We start from the raw sequence: 20,830 nt of genomic DNA on the forward strand, positions 1-20,830 counted from the left end.
GGGAGGATGTCAATCCAAAGTAAATTCGGCAAATTCTCTTTGTCCAAACAGCATATTTCGGTCTAAGGCTGACAAGATTTTATTATTGGTGTGTTGGCTATTTAAACTGCGACCAACTAACTGCGCGACATCTGCACGATTGATGCTACCAATAATGTGCGGATCTTCGGTTAAAACGCCATTACCCGTTGCTGGCTCTGACTTTAGTCCACCAGGACGGATGATTGTATAGGTAAGTCCACTGGCAATTAAGTGTTGTTCAGCTTTGTCTTTCTCAGCTAAAACTTTTCCCAGTACCTCTAAAACTTGGGGTGAGGCAGCAACAACACTATTGCCAGCACCAATGGAAGATACAAGAATAAACTTTTGCACTCCAGCTTTAACTGCTGCATCGATCAGATTTCTATTACCAGGGTAATCCGGTCTTTCTACATCTGATGGTAAACCGCCAATTGTACTGATAACGGTGTGAATAGGTTCATCTGTCAGCATTGCACGTTCTACATCGCCAACATTCAAGGCATCTCCCAGAACTACCTCAATACCGATTCCTTCTAGTTCAGTAGCAACTGCTGCTGTTCTCAGGAGGGCTTTTACCTTTAGCTGTTGCGCTGTGAGATATTGAGCAATTTCTCGACCAACACCGCGACTTGCTCCAGCGAGAAAAATATAAGATGCACTTGTCATAATCAGCTTAACTATTTACGCTCAAAGGATTTTATCAGAGGATTGGCAGTATTTAATAATTGCTCAAGCCCCTGAGATGCTTCTGGTTGGTGGCGAACATGAGCGTCAATAAACAAACTAATGATTTCACCCATCAGCAAACGAAAGGTTTCTTGGGGTTGGGTGGCGGGAAAGTCCAACAAGGGTGTATCTAGGGTGGAGTCTAGCTGATCAACTATCGAAAAGTGATTTGCCCCATCCAAAAGTACTAGATAGCTATCATTTCGTCCGCCAGTAATTGCTTCTTGGAATGTACGGATGACTGGGGTGGTAGTATTTCCAGGACTTACACCATAGCGATCGCTGTTGTTCGCAATTACTCCATCGCAGGTTCCTCCCATCAGTAGAAGTGGTAGGGAGTCTGATAAGGGTAAAATAGTACCTGCTTCGTACCCCAATAATAACGTTGCCATAGTGTGTACACCATAGCCGAAAGATGCTGCAATTTGAGGGAAAAAGTGGGGATCAGCATTTTCGATTGCTGCTCTACCACCTGCGGAGTGTCCACCTAAAATTATTCGTTGCAGATCAAGCATTCCAGCTAAAATACCCTCAGACTGTAACTGTTCCACTTTCGCTAGCAGTGTTGGCAAAGCTGAAGCAGTGGGAACAGTACGATAAATTGTTGGTTTCATTTTTTCAAAATCAACTCCTGGAGTCAGACTGATTATTCCTGGTATATTTTCCGCAATCCAGTTAAAGAGAATCACCACTAGTCCACGTTCAGCGAGTTTAACCGCCAACCATTGATATTGTTGAGCATCACAGTTAAAGCCGTTGAAGAAAATCACTACTGGAAAAGGTGCTTTTTCTAAATCAACTGGTAAAGTTTCTCTATTTGTTTGTACTTTACGCCTCGACATCTGTGCTGGATAGAAAATTTTCAGGTGAATGGTATCGTAAGGAGACTGGAAACCCTCGACTTTAGCAGCTTGGAAAAAAGCACGAACTGTCATCTGGTTCTTCCTGATATCATTGAAAATTTTTCTACTGCCCAGGTACAGCTGCTCCTAGCAATCCCAATCTAGCGATCGCAAATAACGGCGTAACTATAATTACAAAAATATTACAATAGCAATTATACCTAACCCAAACGCAGGAAGTATTTTAATAAACAATTGTGCAACTCTAGCAAATAACTTTATCAATGGATTTAATTATGGCTAAAAAATCTCAATCCAATCTAGAACACTACCCAGATGTCAGATTATCTGCCACTACAAGAATTTGGGTAATTACAGTCGCTATTCTCGGAGTTTGCGTCCCACTGTCAGCCATTACTAGAAGCGGTGCTATTCTTCCTTTAGTTGCTATTGGTGGCGCAGCTGTTGGTACAGTTGCTGTTTGGCGTTCTGATCAGCAAAAATCACAAACTAACTATTTGCAACAGCAGCAAATAGAACTGCTAGAGCAGAGATTAGCGAATTTAGAAACAATTGTTAGCAGTGATGACTTGAACTTGCAAATGAAAATTAAACAGATTGAGGCAAGAGATACTTTTGGCGACTCCTCTGATATAAGTACTACACCCAGACAACCAAAACGCAAAGGTTAAAATAATTCGTCATTCCTAATGGGCTACCCCCCGGCGACGCTAACGTAATTCGGAATAATTATACCGCAAGGGTTTCATTGATTTGGAATCGGTGCTTTACTTTCGCCGTGCTGTACTAGGTTAGTTTTGTGTAAGTATTTGTTGACTTAACGTGACGGCAACCTTTGAAATCCGTCTCACATTAAACTTTCCTTTGCGGCTATAACTGTTTCTAGAGAAACAGTTTCTCGTTCTCCATCTCCGTTAGAATTGACTGACATCATCTAATTCTATATACTTCAACTGCATTAGTTGATGAAATGTCTAAGTGCTATCCATCTATCTCTTTCCCGGAAACGTCTGCTAATGGCTGTGTTTTATTAGACTGTTAACATTACTGAATTTTTAATTAATTAAGGTTATAAACTTGAGTAATTGTATTGGTATAGCTTACCGTAGGTATGCAATAGTTTGCCGCAGGAATGCAGATGGATTGGATTAGCTTACTCAAAGCTCAACAAACTGACTTTCTTCAACGTGTGAAAAAACCTAAAACTTATGACTTATCTTTGCTGGAAAGTCAAGTTAAAGGTTGTCACACTGAAGTTATGGCTTTTTGGGGCGAGCCATTGGCTAGACTCCAAGAACTTTCTCGCCAACAAGCAGAAGTTCTGGCGAAAAATCCGCCGCCGACTCCGCCTGAATATCCTGAGCCTCCTGAGTGGACGACACCTTTTCCTAAATACTTCCAACAACAAGCCCAAGATTATCTTTTACGGGAGCATATTGTTGATCGGGTAATGACTGAACGGTTGGGAAAATTAGTAAAAAAGGTGTCACAAGATACCTTACAAAACATGAATTTAGATGATGAGGGAAATTTGGGTGGCGAAAGTAAATTTTCTTATATACTCAAAGATCATCCTCAGCTAAGTGTTCAAGTTTACGTTGCTGATGGAGAAAGTTTTAATGGTATTAAGAAAGACAAAATTAAATGGTCGGTTACTCAAGAAGATTTGAAAAATCACCAAATATTAATTTTTCTGTGTTTATTTTATCCATCTACAGGTAATTTAGGTGACGAAAAGCAAAGTATAATAACAGGGTTTTTACCTACAAATCAACTTGAATTTACTGAACCAAAACTGTATGTAACTCCGAGTAATTTGTTGTACGCAGGGGGGTTGAGTTGGTATTTAGAATCACTTATTGGCAAAAAAGACGCGTCGCCAGTAATTAATGAGAGAGCGATCGCAGATACAATACAGACTCTACCATCAGAACATTGCCTCAAGGATATAGTCGGTGACTGGGAATGCTGGCAGACTTTGCAAGGACACACCAGAGGCATTAATTGCCTAGCTTTCAGTTCCGGGTGTAAGAATGGCAAAGCCTTACCCATATTGGCAAGTGGTAGTCGGGGAGAGACGAAACTCTGGGATTTAAGCAAGGGTGAATTAATAGATACATTATCAGAGTATCCTTGGGTGATATCTGGGCTAGTGGATGAAGTGAATTCTCTAGCTTTTAGTTCAGATGGACAGACTTTAGTGAGTTGCGGTGCAGATTCGACAATTAAGCTTTGGCATGTAGGCGCTTTAGACTTGATAGATATTTTGCACAAACATAATGGGGTAGTGCGGTGTGCTGCCTTCACCCCAGATGGCAGAATGTTAGCTACAGGCGGAGATGACAGAAAAATTCTGTTTTGGGATTTGATGCAACGTCAGGTAGCGATCGCACTTTCTTTAGATGATACAGCTGCTCATTCCCTGGTTTTGAGTCGAGACGGCGAAACTCTGGTGACAGGTAGCTACCGCAAAATTAAAGTTTGGCGCACCTTACCCCCGACGGAGATCAAAAGTTTAAAAGATGCACAACCGCTACATACCCTCATGGGTCATTCTCACATCGTTTGTTCCTTAGCAATCAGTGCAGATGGTAAACTGCTGGTGAGTGGTAGCTGGGATCAAACGATTAAAGTTTGGCAATTGGAGACTGGGGAATTACTTCATACTCTTAAAGGACATAGAGATAGAGTATATGCGATCGCCTTAAGTCCTGATGGACAAATTATTGCTAGCGGTAGTGCTGATAAAACCATCAAGTTGTGGCATTTACAAACTGGGGAATTGCTGGGTACGTTTACAGGTCATGGGAATATAGTCACAGCATTAGCCTTCACAGCTTCCGGTGAAATGTTGGTTAGCGGAAGTTTGGATAAGACAATTAAAATCTGGCAACGCAGTTAATGGTAGCAAATATACCTGGCGATTAGAAATCGCGGCTACGCGGACTCAAGGAATTTTCAACCCACGGAGGTGGGTTTTGTCTGTATAGCCAAGCCAGTGCGTTGGGCGGCTCTGCCGACTTGTTCGCGCAGCGTCTCCCCTTCTCCCAAAGGGAGAGGCTAGCGCCAAGGGAGAAGCAACTGGCGCGCGAATTCCATTCGCCAGGGCTAGGAGTATTTTTACTCTAAACATAATCCCCTTAAAAAGGGTGACTTTGATTCTGGTTCCCCCTTTTTAAGAAGGGTGGATCAATAAATGTCTTAAATCACAGTTAACTACTTTTCAAACAACCTCTTAAAGGCAACCAACTAGGTCTATTTAAATATGTGAAAAAATTTACACCATACTATACGGAACGCTTTACATATACTTCACATAGAAGTATCTCAGTAGATTTCCTTGTATGTGTAAGTTATTATAATCCAAGTAGAAGACCAAAGTTCGGATACTGTTAATTAAGGAAAAAACAATGGTTATTTCACAACGTGGTATTATCACTTATGCTTATGGAGCATCTTACTATCTGGAAATGGCAAAGTCATTGGCGCGTTCTCTGCGTCTTCATTCACCAAATGTTCCGCGTGCTATTGTTACTGACCATCAAAATGATCAAGAGTTACTCGAACTTTATGATTACGTTATAAATCTTAGAAATGAATACGGTTCTAACGTAAAACAAAAGCTTCATGTCTATGATTATTCTCCATTTGAATATACACTTTGTATTGATAGTGATTGCATAGCAGTGAGGGATATTAACTTTATTTTTGATGATTTTAAAGGTAGAAGTTTTAGTGTGGCAGGTAATGTATATCTTCAAGCAGGTGATAAAGATACGTTCATTGATGTAGATGACACACTCAAACGATTTAATCTGACAAAATTACCTAGATTTAATGGAGGTCTCTATTATTTTGAGAAAAACGATACTACTAAGGCCTTTTTTGAAACAGCACTAGAATTTTCAAGGGACTGGAAAAAGTTAGGTATTAGTGAATTTCGTGGTGATGGCCCTAATGATGAACGTATTTTTGGTCTAGCGATGATGCTACACAATCAAAGTATGTTTGAAGATCATGGTCAGATGATGCGAACACCTATCGGTCTTCGTGGTTCTTTTAATATAGATGCTATTACAGGTCAATCTACTTTTCAAAAATACAATCAGGTGGTGTCTCCTGCTCTTGTACACTTTGCCTGCGTTTGGGGAGAGCATCCCGTATATCATCGTGAAGTATCAAAGTTAAAAAACCTAGACAAAGGTGCAGCTAACCAGATAAAGTCTAATATATTTTCTGTAATTCAATATAAGTTTGGCTATCAGATTGCTTTATTAAGGTATATAGCTAAACGTGTACCTAAAAATCCTAAATATATTCAAGCTAGATTGGCAAAACTTTTGAGACAATTGCCTGAGTTGATTAAAACTAAATATAGAATTGAGCCAGTTCAGAGCAAATAAAGTTTGGTAAAACTCTGCATCTCTTTGTGCTTAGTTTAAGAGGTTGTTTGAAAAGTCCTCTTGTCGGTATCAAAACATTTTAGATCCCCCTAAATCCCCCGATAAATTGGGGGACTTTGATTCCGGTTCCCCCCTTTTTAAGGGGAGCCAGCGCGGTCTTGGGGGTTTCCCCCATGAGCGACTGGCGTGGGTTAGGGGGGATCAAAGTGCCTAAAATCACAGCCAAATACTTTTCAAACATCCTCTAAATTACTCAAGGGCTGCCTTAGTTTCTTTCTGCATAGCTTTAATCGTATATAATGTGCTGTCTGCGCTTCAGGCAGCACTCACAAAGTGTATTAGCGATCGCCTTGCATCCTTCACTCCTGACAGCTACTAGAAATTATATTTTTGTGAAACCTACAAAGATTATATCTGTAGGTTTATTCTAGAAACTAGACGGTACAGCGCAAATTCGTGTGTACCATAAAAATTTGTATTGCCGTACTTTTATGGAAAATCAACTAGGATTAGTTCTGAAACTGCTTTTACTCTCGGCTTTGTTATCGGTATTGATTAAGTCTGCAGGGCCAAGTCTATCAATTCCGGCGACAGCAACCAACGCGCTGATTATAGTATTGTTACCGATTGCGATCATAGCGATCGCGCTACTCTGGCGATTCCAAGCACAGAAACAAAATTAACTCAAACTATCTACGCACAAGTTACTAAAATCAGCTAACCTAGCTGAATTACCAGAAAATTGCATCTCGCCAACCGTTGGGAGTCAGCCTGTGAACCTCGGTCAATGGATCGGCTTAATCGCCATACTTCTTTCTTTATACATCCTGTGGCAAATTCGGGAAGTGCTTTTGCTAATGTTTGCCGCAGTTGTGTTAGCCACCACCTTAAATCGGCTAGCGAAACGCTTCCAAAGCTTTGGGATGAAGCGTGGATTCGCCGTCCTCCTAGCAGTAGCTATCTTTTTTGCAGGTATCGCGGGTTTTTTCTGGCTAATTGTGCCGCCATTTGCACAGCAGTTTCAAGAACTAACCAATCAGGTTCCTAAAGGATTTGAGCGCTTTAATGGTTGGCTTGATGCCCTGAGAACTCATATTCCCAACCAGTTAGTTCCTTACATCCCAGATATCAATAGTCTCATCCAACAAGTACAGCCCTTTGTCAATCGGCTACTGGGAAACTCTTTCGCCTTTGTATCTGGCTCTTTGGAAGTTATCCTGAAGATTTTGCTAGTGTTGGTTTTAACAGGAATGCTATTAGCTGACCCCATAGCTTATCGCAAAGTATTTGTGCGGCTTTTTCCCTCATTTTATCGGCGTCGGGTAGATGGAATTTTAGATAAATGTGAAGTCTCTTTGGAGGGATGGATTACAGGCGCTTTCATTGCCATCTGTGTAGTGGGGGTGATGAGTCTGATTGGCTTATCAATTTTGCATGTTAAGGCAGCACTAGCTTTAGCGGTTTTAGCGGGATTTTTTAACTTGATTCCCAATCTGGGGCCAACGATGAGTGTAATCCCAGCAATGGCGATCGCCTTCTTGGATGAACCTTGGAAAGCCGTCGCTGTCTTGATTCTCTACTTTATCATTCAACAGATTGAGAGTAATTTTATCACGCCCGTTGTGATGGCGCATCAAGTCTCATTGCTACCCGCCATAACCTTAATTGCCCAGCTATTTTTCGTGACTTTCTTTGGCTTTTTAGGATTATTTCTAGCGCTACCCCTAACTGTTGTTGCTAAGATTTGGTTGCAAGAAGTGTTAATTAAAGATGTTTTAGATGAATGGGGAATTAATCAGAGAAAAGAGACTGAGTTTGTGATAGTTTCTAAATCTCCTGAAGCAGATGATAATTGGACGGTAGAAAATCCAGATATAAATGAGAATCCCTCGATTGATGATGATATCTTGAAATAAGAAGATTGGTTACTCGATTTTGGATTAATTAATTAGGCGATCGCTTTTGGGTTTTAGAATAGGCGATCGCACTTTTACAAAACTAGTAAATCAGAATATGGGCAAATATCTCGCCCACAGTCGTGTGTCTGATAATACTGATTTACCAAAAATAGAACAATGAGATTCCCGAATTTTTAAAAATTCGGGAATCTCATACTTTTGAGGGGTGCATCCCAGGCTTTATTTTTCAATGAGAAAATAAATGTCATCGGCCTGCTTATAGTTCTGAAATACTTGTCTATTGATGAGCAACAAAAAAAACAAAAAAGTTAGAGATACCGCTCCAGAAATTACAAATGTTTTATTATCTGAAAGAAAAATAATAACTAATCCAGCAGAGACAAAAGCTGCAAGTAATAAGTACTCTATTACCTTCAAATTAAACAACCTTTTTTTATCTGATGGGGAGGATAAATTTTCAATCCTATCGGAAATCTTACTTTGGTTTCTTTGCTCAAGATTAGTTAATTCGGAAGTAGTCATTGCCTCTTACTCAATTCGTTATTGGGTGAAATATAGCAATAAAATCAATAGCAACAAGTAGAACTATTTTCAGGGGGATAGAAGTCAGCATAAGTTCCCTAGAGAGCAACTTCTTTTTGCTTAGACATCTCTTCTATTACCGTTCTTAAAGAATTTCTCCCTTCCCAAAACTTTCTAGCATCTGCTATTAGCTTCCACTTTGCCATTGACTAGTTAGCTTAGAGGTTGTTTGAAAAGTCCTCTTGTCGGTATCAAAACATTTTAGATCCCCCTAAATCCCCCGATAAATTGGGGGACTTTGATTCCGGTTCCCCCCTTTTTAAGGGGAGCCAGCGCGGTCTTCTCCCAAGGGGAGACGCTAAAAGCGATAGCGAAGCGGTAGCGAGTCATCGAGCGTCTGGGGTCTCCCCAAGTGGAGCGACTGGCGTGGGTTAGGGGGGATCAAAGTGCCTAAAATCACAGCCAAATACTTTTCAAACACCCTCTTAGAATGCTTTACAAAAACCAGAAATATTTCTTTCGGTTGGCGTAAAATCATTTAAGTCCAGTAAGTCTACTTAATCCTAACCATACATACATTTGATTAATAATGCAAGGGTTTTTATCAAGTAATTTTACGTATTACAAAAATATTTTTGATATAGGTAGGTAGCTTGCTTGCCCCAAAAAATATATCATTTGGACTTTGCAATAGTTGAATTGTTTTTTGGAATTTTATCTTTATCCTGGGTGTTAAGCTGTCGCGCAGAGATTGGCTACACCTATTTCAAGATGAACTTATACAAGAGTCTCGATAATCTGGGCTCACAAGGAGCAATGAAAATTTCTTTTCCCTATTCCCCATTCACCAGGAAGCGCAAGCACTGATAAGATGCGAACAATTGCAGAAATTAACGAGAAAATCAGCCGCCAACGTGCAGTAGTGTTGACAACTGAAGAATTAAAAGCACGAGTTGTAGAAATCGGTGTTACTAAAGCTGCTAAAGAAGTTGATGTAATTACCACTGGCACTTTTGAGCCGATGGAATCAAGTGGTGCAATTATCAATCTGGGACACACTGACCCCCCGATAAAAATTCGCCGTTGTTGGTTAGATGGCGTGCCAGCATACTCTGGTTTTGGGGCAGTAGATTTATATTTGGGTGCGAGTTCTGCTGTGGAGACTACAGACGGGGAAGAAGTCCGAGAACGCGGCGGCGGTCATGTAATCGAAGATTTGATCGCTGGTAAACCTATACATGTAAAAGCGCAAGGACAAGTAACAGATTGTTACCCCAGAGCAGCTTTTGAAACTACAATTACCAGTGACACAATTAATCAGTTTTATTTATTCAATCCGCGCAATCTTTATCAAAATTTTATTGTTGGTGTCAATGGTGGCGATCGCCCCCTCTTCACCTATCTCGGCCCTTTACAACCGCGTCTGGGGAATGCTGTTTATTCTAACCCCGGTGCTATTTCCCCTTTACTCAACGACCCCGATTTGCAACTCGTTGGTATAGGTACTCGAATTTTTTTAGGAGGTGGTATTGGATATGTCGCCTGGGAAGGCACTCAGCACTTCCCCTTACAAAAGCGTTTAGCTAATCGTACACCGATTGGGCCTTCCGCCACTTTAGCTTTAATTGGTGATGCCAAGCAAATGGATGCTCATTGGGTGCGGGGGTGTTACTTCAAAAGTTATGGCCCCTCATTAATGTTAGGCGTTGGTGTACCACTGCCTGTACTAAATGAACAAGTAGTTGAACACTGTGCAGTGCAAGATCAAGACTTAGTAGCCCCAATAGTGGATTTTTCTATTCCTCGCCGTGTCCGTCCCACCTTTGGTTTAGTGAGTTACGCCCAACTCAAATCTGGGCGGATTACCATCGAGGGCAAAGCGGTACGCTCTGCCCCCTTAGCGAGTTTGTTTTTTTCTAGGCAAGTCGCCCTAGAGTTGAAAAAGTGGATCGAAGCAGGTACGTTTACCCTCACAGAACCAGTTTCTCCAATTCCGATGGAGCGATCTTTTCTACCCCAAGACCGTCGGACGGATTTTTGACGCTGGGGGCTGGGGAGTAAGAATTTTAGATTTTAGATTTTGGATTTTAGATTGAAATTTAATCCAAAATCTAAAATCCAAAATCCAAAATTGAATTGCCCAATCCCCATACCCTACTCTTGAGTCGGTTTCGGTCGCTTGATGGGTTTAGGAGCGGGTGTTTTTGGTATAGGTTTTGACACTACAGAGGGGTCGCTGCTTACGCCTGTTTTCTTGATGGGACGAGGAGTTTCGCCACTGCGTCTAGGGGGGAATGGTTTTCTACCACCAGCACCACCAGCAACACCGCCAGCACGAGGCCCACCTTTGAATGGTGGTCTGCGTTTTTTGGGCAAGTCAGCGATCGCCTGAGCTTTTTCTACTACCAAAACGTCTGCTTCCCGCTTGGCTTGGAAGTCCCAGAATTTTCCCACTGCTTTGGTGGTCAGCACACCCCTCAATTTCAACTTAAAATATTTGGGTTTGTCAGTTGATTTGCGTGGAGCCTGCCTAATTTTGACTACCAAGCTTTTAGCATCAAAAGACTGGTATACTACTTCACCACGAACAGAAAAACCACCATCTGCAACTTCTGATGAGGGTCTGGGGGCAGTTGTATTTAGTTCAGAGTTCTCGGATAAGCCATCATCGAGTGTCTGTAACTCTTGCAACTCCAAATCTGATTCGTCCTCATCTGTTGAGTTTTTAGCCAGATTTTCTGGCTCCCAAACTCCGACGATTTGGATGTGCAAGGTATCATTTTCTTGTCTTGTACGTGGATATACTACCCACAGGTGTTCTTTTTCTAAGTCTAGATGATTCTTGACTAAGCTCATAATCCGACCTAGGAGGACGGCATTGAGTTCTACACCATCTGCGGTCAGCAGCGTACCTTGAGTAAATTGTTCACTACTAGCATGATAGCGACCCCGGACTAATCCGATCGCTCGATACTGCATCGGTTCGCTGGGAGGCGGAATCGGTTGCTGTCGATTAATCAAGTTCCCATTTGAGTCAGTCTCGTTGGGGTTGACAGGCAAATTTTCAACTTCTTTAGAGGACTGGGCTGCTATATGAACATTAGCGGATGCCTCTACGTTAGTTGGGCCCTGGTTAGAGGCAGAAGAATTGGAGGATTCAGGCAACGGCATCAGGTCGGAATTCATAAAAACTCCTTGCGGCGGAGACACATCCCATTGTGGGATTTTACAAAGGCAGCTGGAAAGAGCATTTGTGCGACTGATGAAAGTATATTGGCTTTTTACAAAATCACACTAGGGTACTCTACACAATCCTAAAGGCGCTAAATTTAGTGTATAAACACTAAATGTGTAATTTAAGGCCTTTACACTAGTTTCGGAAGCATATCATAGCGACAATTCTGACGGCTCCTCCTAAAGTCATCACTTACTTTAGCAGTGTAAATAGTTAATTGTTATAAAATTCACAGGCAATTGGCAGTATTCCGCAAAGTTTTGGAAATTTTTAACTTTACGATTTGTGTAAAGGATAATGTCATTAAAATTTAGGAGAAAGACAAAACTGTGTCTCAACCGCGCAATCGTTGGATAGTTCGAGTCGTCTTGGCACTGGCAATTCTTGCTTTTGTGGGTGTTTCGGTGATTCCCATAATTGGAGCATTTAATAATACGCCACCCTCAAACCAGAATACCGCTAGCACCAGAAGCAGTTTATCCTCCGCTGACCAAAAATCAAAACTGGAAGACGAAGTACGGGGTTATGAACAGGTTTTGCAAAGGGAACCAGAAAATCAGAGTGCGCTTAAAGGCTTGTTACAGGCGCGGCTGCAACTACTGAGTCAAAAAGAAAAAAGTGAGGTTAAACCAGCTGATATCCAAGTTGTGATTGAACCCCTAGAAAAGCTAGCCAAGCTGAATCCCGAACAGTCTGAATATTCAGTGTTACTGGCTCAAGCCAAACAGCAAATAGGCGATCGCGAAGGGGCCGCTCAAGCTTATCGCTCGATTTTGTCTACAAAACCAGGCGATTTGAAGGCTTTGCAAGGAATGGTGGCTCTGTTGATCAGTCAGCAACGCCCCGAAGCAGCCATTGGTTTGTTGCGAGAAACCCTCTCTAACGCAGCCCAAGCAAATACAATTCAGCCTGGAAGTGTAGATACAGTTGCCGTGCAGGTGTTGTTAGGTTCTGTTCATGCTTCCCAGAAACGCTACGCTCAAGCTAGCTCTGTTTATGATCAGGCAATTAAGAAAGATCCCAAGGATTTTCGCCCCGTCGTGGCAAAAGCGATGCTCCTGAAACAACAGGGCAAAGACGCAGATGCAAAACCTTTGTTTGATAGTGCCGCAGCTTTAGCACCGGCTCGGTACAGAGACGAAATTAAGAAGGCAGCAACGGTTTCCCCCATTCCTAAATCTGCTCCATCTCCCGCGCCTTCACCGGAAAATAATATTTTGACGCCCAAGTAATAGGGAGTGGGAACTGGGAATTGGGAATTGGGATTGGGAATTGGGACAAAGAGGAATTATTGAATAAGTCTCTTCCTTGTCTCCTTGTCCCCTCACGCTCCTTCAATGGCAGCAACGACACCAAAGACTAGAAACAAGCATCCACCAATAAAGGTGAGTTGACGTTCAGAAATGCGCCCGGCAATCATTTTGCCGCCGATAACTGCGATCGCAGCACAAATGGAATGTCCTAAAATTGCACCTATTGTGACTCCAATTGGATTATTACCTGCGGCTAGGGCAATAGTGGCAATTTGGGTGCGATCGCCCCACTCTGCCATAAATGTCAACGCAAAGGCTTCTATGACAATTGCTAAGGAAGTCTTTTGCTTTGGTAACTGCAAATCTGCTTGTTTCACCGCAGCTTGGGCTTCTTCGACAACTTGTGTATCACAAGCAGCACGAGACATCTTACTAGCGTCATACAGCAGCTTGATACCAAAGGCTATAAATAAAGCTATTTCAGCGTAATGAATATAAACTTTTGGCAACAAAGATACTGCTTGTCCAAATAGCACCGAAAGGATTGTCATCGCGGCTAGAGCAGCTGTCACACCTATAAATACCAGCCGCCGCGGATGGTGCATTGCCAAAATCACAGCAATAAAAAATGTTTTATCGCCTAGTTCTGAAACTGTAATTAATAATAAAGCTGCGGTAAAAGCTGTTAACACTCTCTCAAGCTCCTGAAGAATCGTTTACCGATGTGAAGCTTGATGAGAGCCAAAAGACCTCACCAAGTTTACACTTTTCGGTGTGAACTTAGTGAAGGTCTCGCTTTCAAATATTGATTATTTGCCACCTGAACCAGGCTCATCGCCAGTATGTTGATTCAGATGTACTGGCTTTTTATTTCTAGCCAGCAGCTACTCCCCTTCTATGCAATTCTTAGCATACATCTTTTTCAGGTATCAGTCAAGTTTAGGGAGGAATAGCACTTACTTAACCTAGATTTAGATCCCCGACTTCTTGAAGAAGTCGGGTATCTGGGCAGCAACTTTTGCTATACAGACCGATTCAGTGCTTACTGAGGTAAAAACTCATCATCTATGACTTCTGCTAGCTGGTATGGACAGTTCTGAGGAAAGGATTCCATTAACAAGCCAGTTTCAGCTTTTGCTTGCTTAACCGCTTGTGCATAACACTCAGCAAAAACTATCTCAAGATAGGATTTGAGACTTGGTGAATCATCTAGAGCTTCTTTGACACGTCTACGATGTTCAATTATGCTTCCTTCCCAGCTACCGCTTCTTTTGTCCGGCTGAAACTGCCATTTGAGCAAATGCACCAGAATTATAATCAGATTACTCTTGAGACTCCGGCGCTCACCCCTTCCCATATCGGCAATTTCTTCAATTAGGTTCTCCCATTCAACGTTTGCGTAATCCTGACTTTGCAATTTTTCTACAGTCGTTTCTATCCATTGCAAGTAATCAGCCTCATATAGCGTTTGGGAATGCGCCTCTAGGGAAGACATGGCAGTTTCCATAGGAAATGTTTAGATAATATCTCACATATCTTTACAATTAACATCAGTGCGTGAAAATGTAACGCACCCTACCGACTCAAGTAATTGCCAATTGTCTAACTAATCAACTTTAAGCTTTGCCAATATCTCTAGGCGTTTCAGATAATTCTTCATGTGTTCAGCACTGTGTGTTGGAACACAACCATCATTGTACAGATAAATTGTGTCTGTATTTGAATCACCTTTTAAGAAAGTTTGGCTGCTGTTGCTGAACCTATACCTTTCAATTTAACGCAAATAGGATACTCTTCATACTTAATGTCTTCCCTGGTTTTAAAACCAACTGGCTTGTATTTTCTATTAAGCACTACGTATCTTCCATCAGGTTGTTTTTCAATGCAATAAGGAAGAAATACTGCTCTGAAATCGTTAAGCGCCAGTTCATTTCCTTTGTCTACAACTTTACTAAAGTCAGAGGTGACTTGACACTCCCCGGCGTGAACGCACGGGGATTCTTCTATCTACGAGACGGCTTGCTCTAACAGGATTGCTCCAGCTAAAGTAGAGGTCGATTCTCCAGAAGCGTTGCAAGCGATTGCCGCAAAGGTTCCGGTATGCCCTACCGTACCCAATCCTAAGTTCAGAATGTTTATCCCGGCATTATGATCTCTATCTAGTTTGCAACCGCATTGACAAACGTGTGTACGAGTAGATAGTGACTTTCTCACAATCGAGCCACACTTAGAACATTCTTGACTTGTATATGAAGGATTTACCGCAATAGTAATCCGTTTAAATACCCTTCCAAAATACTCCAACCAAACTCTAAATTGATACCATCCAGCATCATTGATTGATTTTGCCAAACAATGATTTTTGACCATGTTCTTAATCCTCAAATCTTCATAGACTACAACATCGTTTGATGTGATTACGTACCGTGCTAATTTCACAGCATGGTCTTTACGTTGTCTACTTATTTTGAGGTGAACCCGACCTAATCTGGTTCTGGCTTGACGCCTGTTACCAGAACCTTTAACTTTTCTAGAAACAAGCCTTTGTGACCGTTTCATTTTCTGTTCCCCAGTTCTATAGAACCGAGGATTTTCAATCTTTTTACCAAGGGAATCGGTATAGAAGCTTTCTATCCCTACATCTAGTCCAATTGTCTGATGAGTGGGTTTAATCACTTCTGTGCGGTCTATCGATATGCACAGTTGGATATAATAACCATCCGCACGCTTCACTAACCTGACTCGTTTAATTTGGTCGGGCTGATAAAAATTTAGGTCACGAGTACCTTTCATTTTTAGTTTGCCGATTCCATTTTTATCGCTAAAGAAAATAAATTTTCTGTTTTCAGATAACTTCCAGCCAGTTGATTTATACTCTACACTTCTACAATCTTTTTGAAAAGCTGGATACCCCTTTTTACCCGATGTCTTTTTCTTGCAGTTGTCGTAGAAGCGAGATATAGCAGCCCATGCTCGTTCGGCTGCGGCTTGTCTAGCCATTGAGTTTAACTTATCTGCAAAAGGAAACTCTTTCGCCAATAATGTACAATGCCGCGAGAGTTCAACCCAAGATTTAGCAAGACCTTCCATCCACAATCTAATTGCTTTATTCCGAATAAACTGGGTTGTTCGGATAGCTTCATCGATTGCTTGAAATTGTTTTGCCTTGCCGTAGGTTTTGAACTCAAAAATTAACATGGAATTTTCTATTTATCTTAGTCTTATGATAATACGCTCTTCATAAGACTAAGATAAATAGCAACAAAATATAATATAAAGCCGTCCTGGAAGGACGGGGCTTTTACCCAATTTTTCGGTAATAATCACCTCAACTATTACTTACCTGCACATAATGCCATACTCATTCAAAAAAATGAATCTATGAATCATGCACAAGGGTAACGCCACCTCCTGGCTGATTACGCAAGTCCAACCAACTTGGCGCTTAGTTCCCATACGCGATCGGCTTTGTCGTCATCGCGGGCTTGAGGAGAGACTTTTTGCACAAAAGACTTGCCATCTTTCTTCTGACGATTTCCCCAACTCCAATAAACACCGGATTGATTATAGTCAGGATCGGCAACCACCGCAGCCACCCGTTCTCCCGCCAACTCCTGAGACACGTATCCCCCAGTGATGTACTTCTGGAATAATGGGAAGATTTTCTGAAATAGCGGATAGTGGTTTCTAAATAGCGGCGTTTCTGCAACACATCCCGGATAGAGAGAATTGAAGACGATACCGGTGGACTCATGATAGCGCTCATGCAGTTCCCGCATAGTCAGTACGTTACAAACCTTGCTATCTTTGTAAGCTTTGACTGGCTCAAATTTCTTGCCATCAATCATTGCGATCGGCTCTTTAAACCCTTCTGCAAAGCCATTTAGTTCGCCCAAATCGGGACGTGGTGGTATCTTCCCACCCAGTTCGTCTGGATTGTGCGTGACGGTTCCTAAAATTACGAGCCTTGGCTCTAAAGATGACTTCTTCAGATCCTCTAGCATCAGGTTGCACAAGAGGAAATGACCCAGATGATTGGTGGTGACAGTTAACTCGTAACCTTCTGGACTGCGTAATGGCTCCTTGATCAAGGGCATATAAATTGCGGCGTTGCACACTAAAGCGTCTAAGGACTTTCCACTGGCTCGGAAGTTCTTCACAAACTGTCGAACACTTTCCAAGGAGCCAAGGTCAATATGTATGCTGGTATAACTGTTGTAGGGGATTTCCACAGCTTGGGCAGCTTTTTGTGCTTTCGCTAAATCCCGACATGCCAGTACCACATACCATCCCTTTTCAGCAAGAGCTTTTGCAGCATACAAACCCACCCCCGAAGAGGCACCCGTAATTACAACCGTTGGCTTCTGATGTTGTTCCATTGCGTTCGCACTCAATTGACTATCTCTAGGATCTCACACCAGTGAGCCATGATTGTCACCAGGTTTTTCCGGGCTGTATTAAGCTGAACTAACCTCGTACTCCAAGTAATAGGGACTAATCGCCAAAAAGTATATTTTTATACAGAAAAAATACCCAAATAACTATAATTATAATCATATTTTTGGTGTACTGATAGAGTTTAAAATCGTATCAATGCAATCTTGACTTTTTCTGTTTTCAAGTATTTTTTCAGAGATATTCAGATGTATATTATTACTAGGCTGAAAAGTATAAGTAAATTTCCTAGCTGTTTCACAATTTATACGCTGTGGATAAGCTTCTACAATCTGTAACAAAAATTCTGCAAGACAAGCCTCTCGGCTCAATTCAGTGGTTTGTGCTATATCAATCGTGGTTGGGCAAAACTTACGGTGAAATGGCAGAGGTATCAGGCTACTGCAACAATTACATCAAGGAAGTTGGATCTGAGTTGTGGCAAGACCTTTCCATCGCACTTGGAAAAAGAGTAACAAAAAAAAATCTGCATTTAGCCTTAGAAAAACACCTGCAAGACGAGATAGATGATCGCGAAAATCAGATTCAACAAAAGTTCGGTGAAGAATCTAGCTTAGAAATGGTTTCTCCAGACTTTTTTTCAGCAAGCAAGATAGAATTTCCTAGCGGCCCTGTAGCACTGGGTTCTCCTCTTTACATCAATCGCCCGCCCCTGGAAGAACTTGTTTGTAACGAGATTTTATACCCTGGTTGCTTAATCCGGATCAAAGCACCTAGAAAGATGGGAAAAAGTTCCCTGCTGAATCGGATGATTGCTTATGCTAAAGAGCAAGATTATCAAATTGTCTATTTAGACTTTCAAGAAGCTGACCAAGATGTTTTTGCTTCACTGGATAAATTTTTGCGTTGGTTTTGTGTGAATGTCAGTAGGCAGTTAAATCTCCTTTCTTGTCTAGACGATTTTTGGGATACGGAAATGGGCAGCAAGGTAAGCTGTAAAATTTATTTTGAAGCATATCTGTTGCAATACATTCATGATAGTCCTGTAGTTTTGGCTTTGAATGAAGTCCATCGGGTTTTTGAACATCCCAATATTGCCCAAGACTTTCTGCCAATGCTGCGATTTTGGCATGAACAAGCAAAGCAAGATCAGACTTGGCAAAAACTGCGGATGGTAGTGGTTCACACAACAGAAATTTATATTCCGCTCAAGCTCAACCAATCGCCTTTTAATGTAGGGATAACAATTACACTGCCACCATTTACCCTTAAGCAGGTACAGAATTTAGCATTACGTTATGGACTAGATTGTGCAGCAGATTCAGAAGGGGCAAAACGCCTTGCACGCCTACAAGCAATGGTAGGAGGACATCCCTATCTGGTGAGCCTTGCATTTTATCATCTATGTCATGGGGAAATGACGCTGGAGGTGTTGTTAGAAACCGCATCTACACCAGTAGGAATTTACGGTCAGCATTTACGAGAACTGTTGACACTACTGCAAGAAGAACCAGAATTAATGTCAGCTATGCAACAGGTAATTGCAACAGATGAAAAAGTGGAGTTAGACGCGATCGCTGCTTACAAGCTAGAAAGCATGGGTTTGGTTCAATTAAACGGCAATCAAGCTAGCACCATGTGTGAGTTATATCGTCTTTATTTTAGCCAACAGTTTGGAAAGCAAAATAGTTCTAATGCTTCTAGTACTGGATCAAATTAGTTTTGAGGATTTGTATTAATGACTAAAATTCCGACTACAAACTTGCATACCCATCAATATTATGATGAATTTTTTTAACTGTTGCGATACAAATTTTTTGATTTAGATATAGAACGAATTTAAAACCAATTAAATGAGCAATTATCGATACCAAGTGGGTGGAACGCTTACCAGTGATGCTCCTAGCTATGTTGAGCGCAGAGCAGATGTGGAACTTTACGAAGCTTTGAAACAGGGTGAATTTTGCTACGTTCTAAGCTGTAGGCAAATGGGTAAATCCTCACTCATGGTCAAAACAAAGAACCGCTTGCAAAAAGAGGGCTTTAGATGTGCCACCGTTGATATGACTAATATTGGTTGTGAAAATATAACTCCAGAACAGTGGTATAAGGGAGTTGTTGGCGATATTTGGTTGAGTTTTAAACTGTTAGGAAAAGTCAATTTAAAAAGCTGGTGGCAAGAACAAAATGATATTTCTTTGGTTCATAAACTTAGTCGGTTTATTTCGGAAAATTTGTTAGCTCAGTTTCCTAACGAAAGATTATTTATTTTTATTGATGAAATTGATAGTATTCTTAGCCTCGATTTCTCTGTTGATGACTTTTTTAACTTGATTCGGTTCTGTTATAACCAACGAGCAATTGATCCAGAGTATCATCGGATTACATTTGCAATTTTTGGTGTGGCGACACCTTCAGACTTAATTCTAGATCGAAATTATACTACCCCGTTTAATCTTGGTAAAACCATACAAGTAAATGGTTTCACCTTTGAAGAAGCTCAACCACTATCTTTAGGACTAGATATTAAAGACAATCATCCCCAGAAAGTTTTGAAAGAAGTATTAGCTTGGACAGAAGGGCAACCATTTCTGACTCAAAAGCTGTGTCGGCTGTTTGTAAACTTATCTCAAGATGATATGGGTAGAAAGCTCAAAATTCCCCCTGGCACAGAAGAATTTTGGATAGAAAATGTGGTGCGATCGCACATCATCGAGAAATGGGAATCACAAGATGAACCGGAGCATCTCAGGACAATTCGCGATCGCATCCTCAGAAACGAACAAATTGCCGCCAGATTGCTAGGAATTTATCAGCAACTTCTCCAAGGAGCGAAAGTAGCAGCCGACGATAGTCGAGAACAGGTAGAACTGTTGCTCTCTGGTTTAGCGATCAAAAAGCAAGGTTTTCTTGAAATAAAAAACCGAATTTATCAAGAAGTTTTCAATTTAGAATGGGTTGGAAAAAAATTAGCTTACTTGCGCCCCTACTACGAAAACTTCAATGCATGGGTAGCCTCAAAGCAAAAAGATGAATCTCGCTTATTGCGTGGACAAGCCTTGATTGATGCCCAAACTTGGGCAAATGGTAAAAGTTTGAGCAACTTAGATTATCGATTTTTAGCTGCTAGTGAAGAATTAGATCGCCGAGAAGTGCAGCAGGCATTAGAGGCTGAACGGGCTAAAGAAGTTGAAGCACGACTTGCAGAGCAACAAAAAAGGCTGGCTCAACAAAAGAAAGCTGCCACAATAGTGACACTTTTGCTCGTGGGCATGACAATCAAGTTGGTGATTTCTATAATGTGGGGAGTATCGCTTTTACGAAAAATTGATGCTTTAGAATCACAGTTAAAATGTAGCAAGATAGATCATCATGGGAAAGCAATAACTACAAATTCTCGGTTAGATGGATGCTGACTTAATTTTAGATTTTGCGGTATGAATTAAATTTATATTTTTAGAATACTAATCAACTTTACATGAAACACCAAAAA

At 41.3% G+C, this 20,830-nt stretch carries 17 protein-coding genes; 9 read left to right on the forward strand and 8 right to left on the reverse strand.

Annotation, left to right across the window (positions count from 1 at the left end):
* Nucleotides 1-9: 9 nt before the first annotated feature.
* Nucleotides 10-687, reverse strand: coding sequence for an SDR family oxidoreductase (locus tag V7K62_RS10525; RefSeq protein ID WP_334863878.1), 678 nt, complete (start codon nucleotides 685-687; stop codon nucleotides 10-12).
* Between the two features lie 11 nt (nucleotides 688-698).
* Complete coding sequence (locus tag V7K62_RS10530; RefSeq protein WP_334863879.1) at nucleotides 699-1,682, reverse strand: alpha/beta hydrolase family protein; 984 nt, start codon at nucleotides 1,680-1,682, stop codon at nucleotides 699-701.
* Between the two features lie 203 nt (nucleotides 1,683-1,885).
* Here V7K62_RS10530 and V7K62_RS10535 point away from each other — a divergent pair, with 203 nt between their 5' ends.
* From V7K62_RS10535 to V7K62_RS10555, 5 genes are all read left to right on the forward strand, one after another.
* The gene (locus V7K62_RS10535; protein WP_334863880.1) at nucleotides 1,886-2,281 is read left to right on the forward strand and encodes a hypothetical protein; all 396 of its coding nucleotides are present in this window, start codon (nucleotides 1,886-1,888) and stop codon (nucleotides 2,279-2,281) included.
* A gap of 461 nt (nucleotides 2,282-2,742) precedes the next feature.
* On the forward strand, nucleotides 2,743-4,512 hold the full coding sequence (locus V7K62_RS10540; RefSeq protein ID WP_334863881.1) for a WD40 repeat domain-containing protein: 1,770 nt from the start codon (nucleotides 2,743-2,745) through the stop codon (nucleotides 4,510-4,512).
* Between the two features lie 508 nt (nucleotides 4,513-5,020).
* Nucleotides 5,021-6,013, forward strand: coding sequence for a hypothetical protein (locus tag V7K62_RS10545; protein WP_334863882.1), 993 nt, complete (start codon nucleotides 5,021-5,023; stop codon nucleotides 6,011-6,013).
* Between the two features lie 491 nt (nucleotides 6,014-6,504).
* On the forward strand, nucleotides 6,505-6,696 hold the full coding sequence (locus tag V7K62_RS10550; RefSeq protein ID WP_334863883.1) for a hypothetical protein: 192 nt from the start codon (nucleotides 6,505-6,507) through the stop codon (nucleotides 6,694-6,696).
* Nucleotides 6,697-6,786: 90 nt separating this feature from the next.
* Nucleotides 6,787-7,929 carry an AI-2E family transporter gene (locus tag V7K62_RS10555; protein ID WP_334863884.1) on the forward strand — a complete coding sequence of 381 codons (1,143 nt, stop codon included), beginning with the start codon at nucleotides 6,787-6,789 and terminating at the stop codon, nucleotides 7,927-7,929.
* Nucleotides 7,930-8,151: 222 nt separating this feature from the next.
* Here the strand turns inward: V7K62_RS10555 and V7K62_RS10560 are convergent, their stop codons facing one another.
* Nucleotides 8,152-8,454: a hypothetical protein gene (locus V7K62_RS10560; RefSeq protein ID WP_334863885.1), complete on the reverse strand. Its 303-nt coding sequence runs from the start codon at nucleotides 8,452-8,454 to the stop codon at nucleotides 8,152-8,154.
* 871 nt (nucleotides 8,455-9,325) lie between these two features.
* On the opposite strand from V7K62_RS10560, the gene V7K62_RS10565 reads away from it, so the two are divergent.
* Nucleotides 9,326-10,495, forward strand: a complete 1,170-nt coding sequence (locus tag V7K62_RS10565) for a homocysteine biosynthesis protein (protein ID WP_334863886.1) — start codon at nucleotides 9,326-9,328, stop codon at nucleotides 10,493-10,495.
* Nucleotides 10,496-10,608: 113 nt separating this feature from the next.
* Here the strand turns inward: V7K62_RS10565 and V7K62_RS10570 are convergent, their stop codons facing one another.
* A complete protein-coding gene (locus V7K62_RS10570; protein WP_334863887.1) occupies nucleotides 10,609-11,640 on the reverse strand; it encodes a hypothetical protein in 1,032 nt (343 codons plus the stop codon).
* A 378-nt stretch (nucleotides 11,641-12,018) separates the two neighbouring features.
* On the opposite strand from V7K62_RS10570, the gene V7K62_RS10575 reads away from it, so the two are divergent.
* A complete protein-coding gene (locus V7K62_RS10575) occupies nucleotides 12,019-12,921 on the forward strand; it encodes a tetratricopeptide repeat protein (protein WP_334863888.1) in 903 nt (300 codons plus the stop codon).
* A 92-nt stretch (nucleotides 12,922-13,013) separates the two neighbouring features.
* Here V7K62_RS10575 and V7K62_RS10580 read toward each other — a convergent pair whose 3' ends face one another.
* From V7K62_RS10580 to V7K62_RS10595, 4 genes are all read right to left on the reverse strand, one after another.
* Nucleotides 13,014-13,634, reverse strand: a complete 621-nt coding sequence (locus tag V7K62_RS10580; RefSeq protein ID WP_334863889.1) for a TMEM165/GDT1 family protein — start codon at nucleotides 13,632-13,634, stop codon at nucleotides 13,014-13,016.
* Between the two features lie 350 nt (nucleotides 13,635-13,984).
* On the reverse strand, nucleotides 13,985-14,449 hold the full coding sequence (locus V7K62_RS10585) for a DUF29 domain-containing protein (RefSeq protein WP_334863890.1): 465 nt from the start codon (nucleotides 14,447-14,449) through the stop codon (nucleotides 13,985-13,987).
* 500 nt (nucleotides 14,450-14,949) lie between these two features.
* Nucleotides 14,950-16,140, reverse strand: coding sequence for an RNA-guided endonuclease InsQ/TnpB family protein (locus tag V7K62_RS10590; RefSeq protein ID WP_334863891.1), 1,191 nt, complete (start codon nucleotides 16,138-16,140; stop codon nucleotides 14,950-14,952).
* A gap of 221 nt (nucleotides 16,141-16,361) precedes the next feature.
* Nucleotides 16,362-17,321, reverse strand: coding sequence for a protochlorophyllide reductase (locus tag V7K62_RS10595; protein WP_334863892.1), 960 nt, complete (start codon nucleotides 17,319-17,321; stop codon nucleotides 16,362-16,364).
* 329 nt (nucleotides 17,322-17,650) lie between these two features.
* Here V7K62_RS10595 and V7K62_RS10600 point away from each other — a divergent pair, with 329 nt between their 5' ends.
* Both V7K62_RS10600 and V7K62_RS10605 read left to right on the forward strand, forming a co-directional pair.
* Nucleotides 17,651-19,057: an AAA-like domain-containing protein gene (locus V7K62_RS10600; RefSeq protein ID WP_334863893.1), complete on the forward strand. Its 1,407-nt coding sequence runs from the start codon at nucleotides 17,651-17,653 to the stop codon at nucleotides 19,055-19,057.
* A 133-nt stretch (nucleotides 19,058-19,190) separates the two neighbouring features.
* Nucleotides 19,191-20,753 carry an AAA-like domain-containing protein gene (locus tag V7K62_RS10605; protein ID WP_334863894.1) on the forward strand — a complete coding sequence of 521 codons (1,563 nt, stop codon included), beginning with the start codon at nucleotides 19,191-19,193 and terminating at the stop codon, nucleotides 20,751-20,753.
* The last annotated feature ends 77 nt before the right edge of the window (nucleotides 20,754-20,830 follow it).

It is taken from the genome of Nostoc sp. (assembly GCF_036917935.1).
Classification (GTDB): Bacteria; Cyanobacteriota; Cyanobacteriia; order Cyanobacteriales; family Nostocaceae; genus Nostoc.

Bases quoted from the DNA above. Each gene is read 5' to 3' on its own strand.
- V7K62_RS10605 (WP_334863894.1), top strand. From the start codon at position 19,191: ATGAGCAATTATCGATACCAAGTGGGTGGAACGCTTACCAGTGATGCT.
- V7K62_RS10540 (WP_334863881.1), top strand. From the start codon at position 2,743: ATGCAGATGGATTGGATTAGCTTACTCAAAGCTCAACAAACTGACTTT.
- V7K62_RS10530 (WP_334863879.1), bottom strand. From the start codon at position 1,682: ATGACAGTTCGTGCTTTTTTCCAAGCTGCTAAAGTCGAGGGTTTCCAG.
- V7K62_RS10535 (WP_334863880.1), top strand. From the start codon at position 1,886: ATGGCTAAAAAATCTCAATCCAATCTAGAACACTACCCAGATGTCAGA.
- V7K62_RS10595 (WP_334863892.1), bottom strand. From the start codon at position 17,321: ATGGAACAACATCAGAAGCCAACGGTTGTAATTACGGGTGCCTCTTCG.
- V7K62_RS10560 (WP_334863885.1), bottom strand. From the start codon at position 8,454: ATGACTACTTCCGAATTAACTAATCTTGAGCAAAGAAACCAAAGTAAG.
- V7K62_RS10550 (WP_334863883.1), top strand. From the start codon at position 6,505: ATGGAAAATCAACTAGGATTAGTTCTGAAACTGCTTTTACTCTCGGCT.
- V7K62_RS10565 (WP_334863886.1), top strand. From the start codon at position 9,326: ATGCGAACAATTGCAGAAATTAACGAGAAAATCAGCCGCCAACGTGCA.
- V7K62_RS10585 (WP_334863890.1), bottom strand. From the start codon at position 14,449: ATGGAAACTGCCATGTCTTCCCTAGAGGCGCATTCCCAAACGCTATAT.
- V7K62_RS10525 (WP_334863878.1), bottom strand. From the start codon at position 687: ATGACAAGTGCATCTTATATTTTTCTCGCTGGAGCAAGTCGCGGTGTT.
- V7K62_RS10590 (WP_334863891.1), bottom strand. From the start codon at position 16,140: ATGTTAATTTTTGAGTTCAAAACCTACGGCAAGGCAAAACAATTTCAA.
- V7K62_RS10545 (WP_334863882.1), top strand. From the start codon at position 5,021: ATGGTTATTTCACAACGTGGTATTATCACTTATGCTTATGGAGCATCT.
- V7K62_RS10570 (WP_334863887.1), bottom strand. From the start codon at position 11,640: ATGAATTCCGACCTGATGCCGTTGCCTGAATCCTCCAATTCTTCTGCC.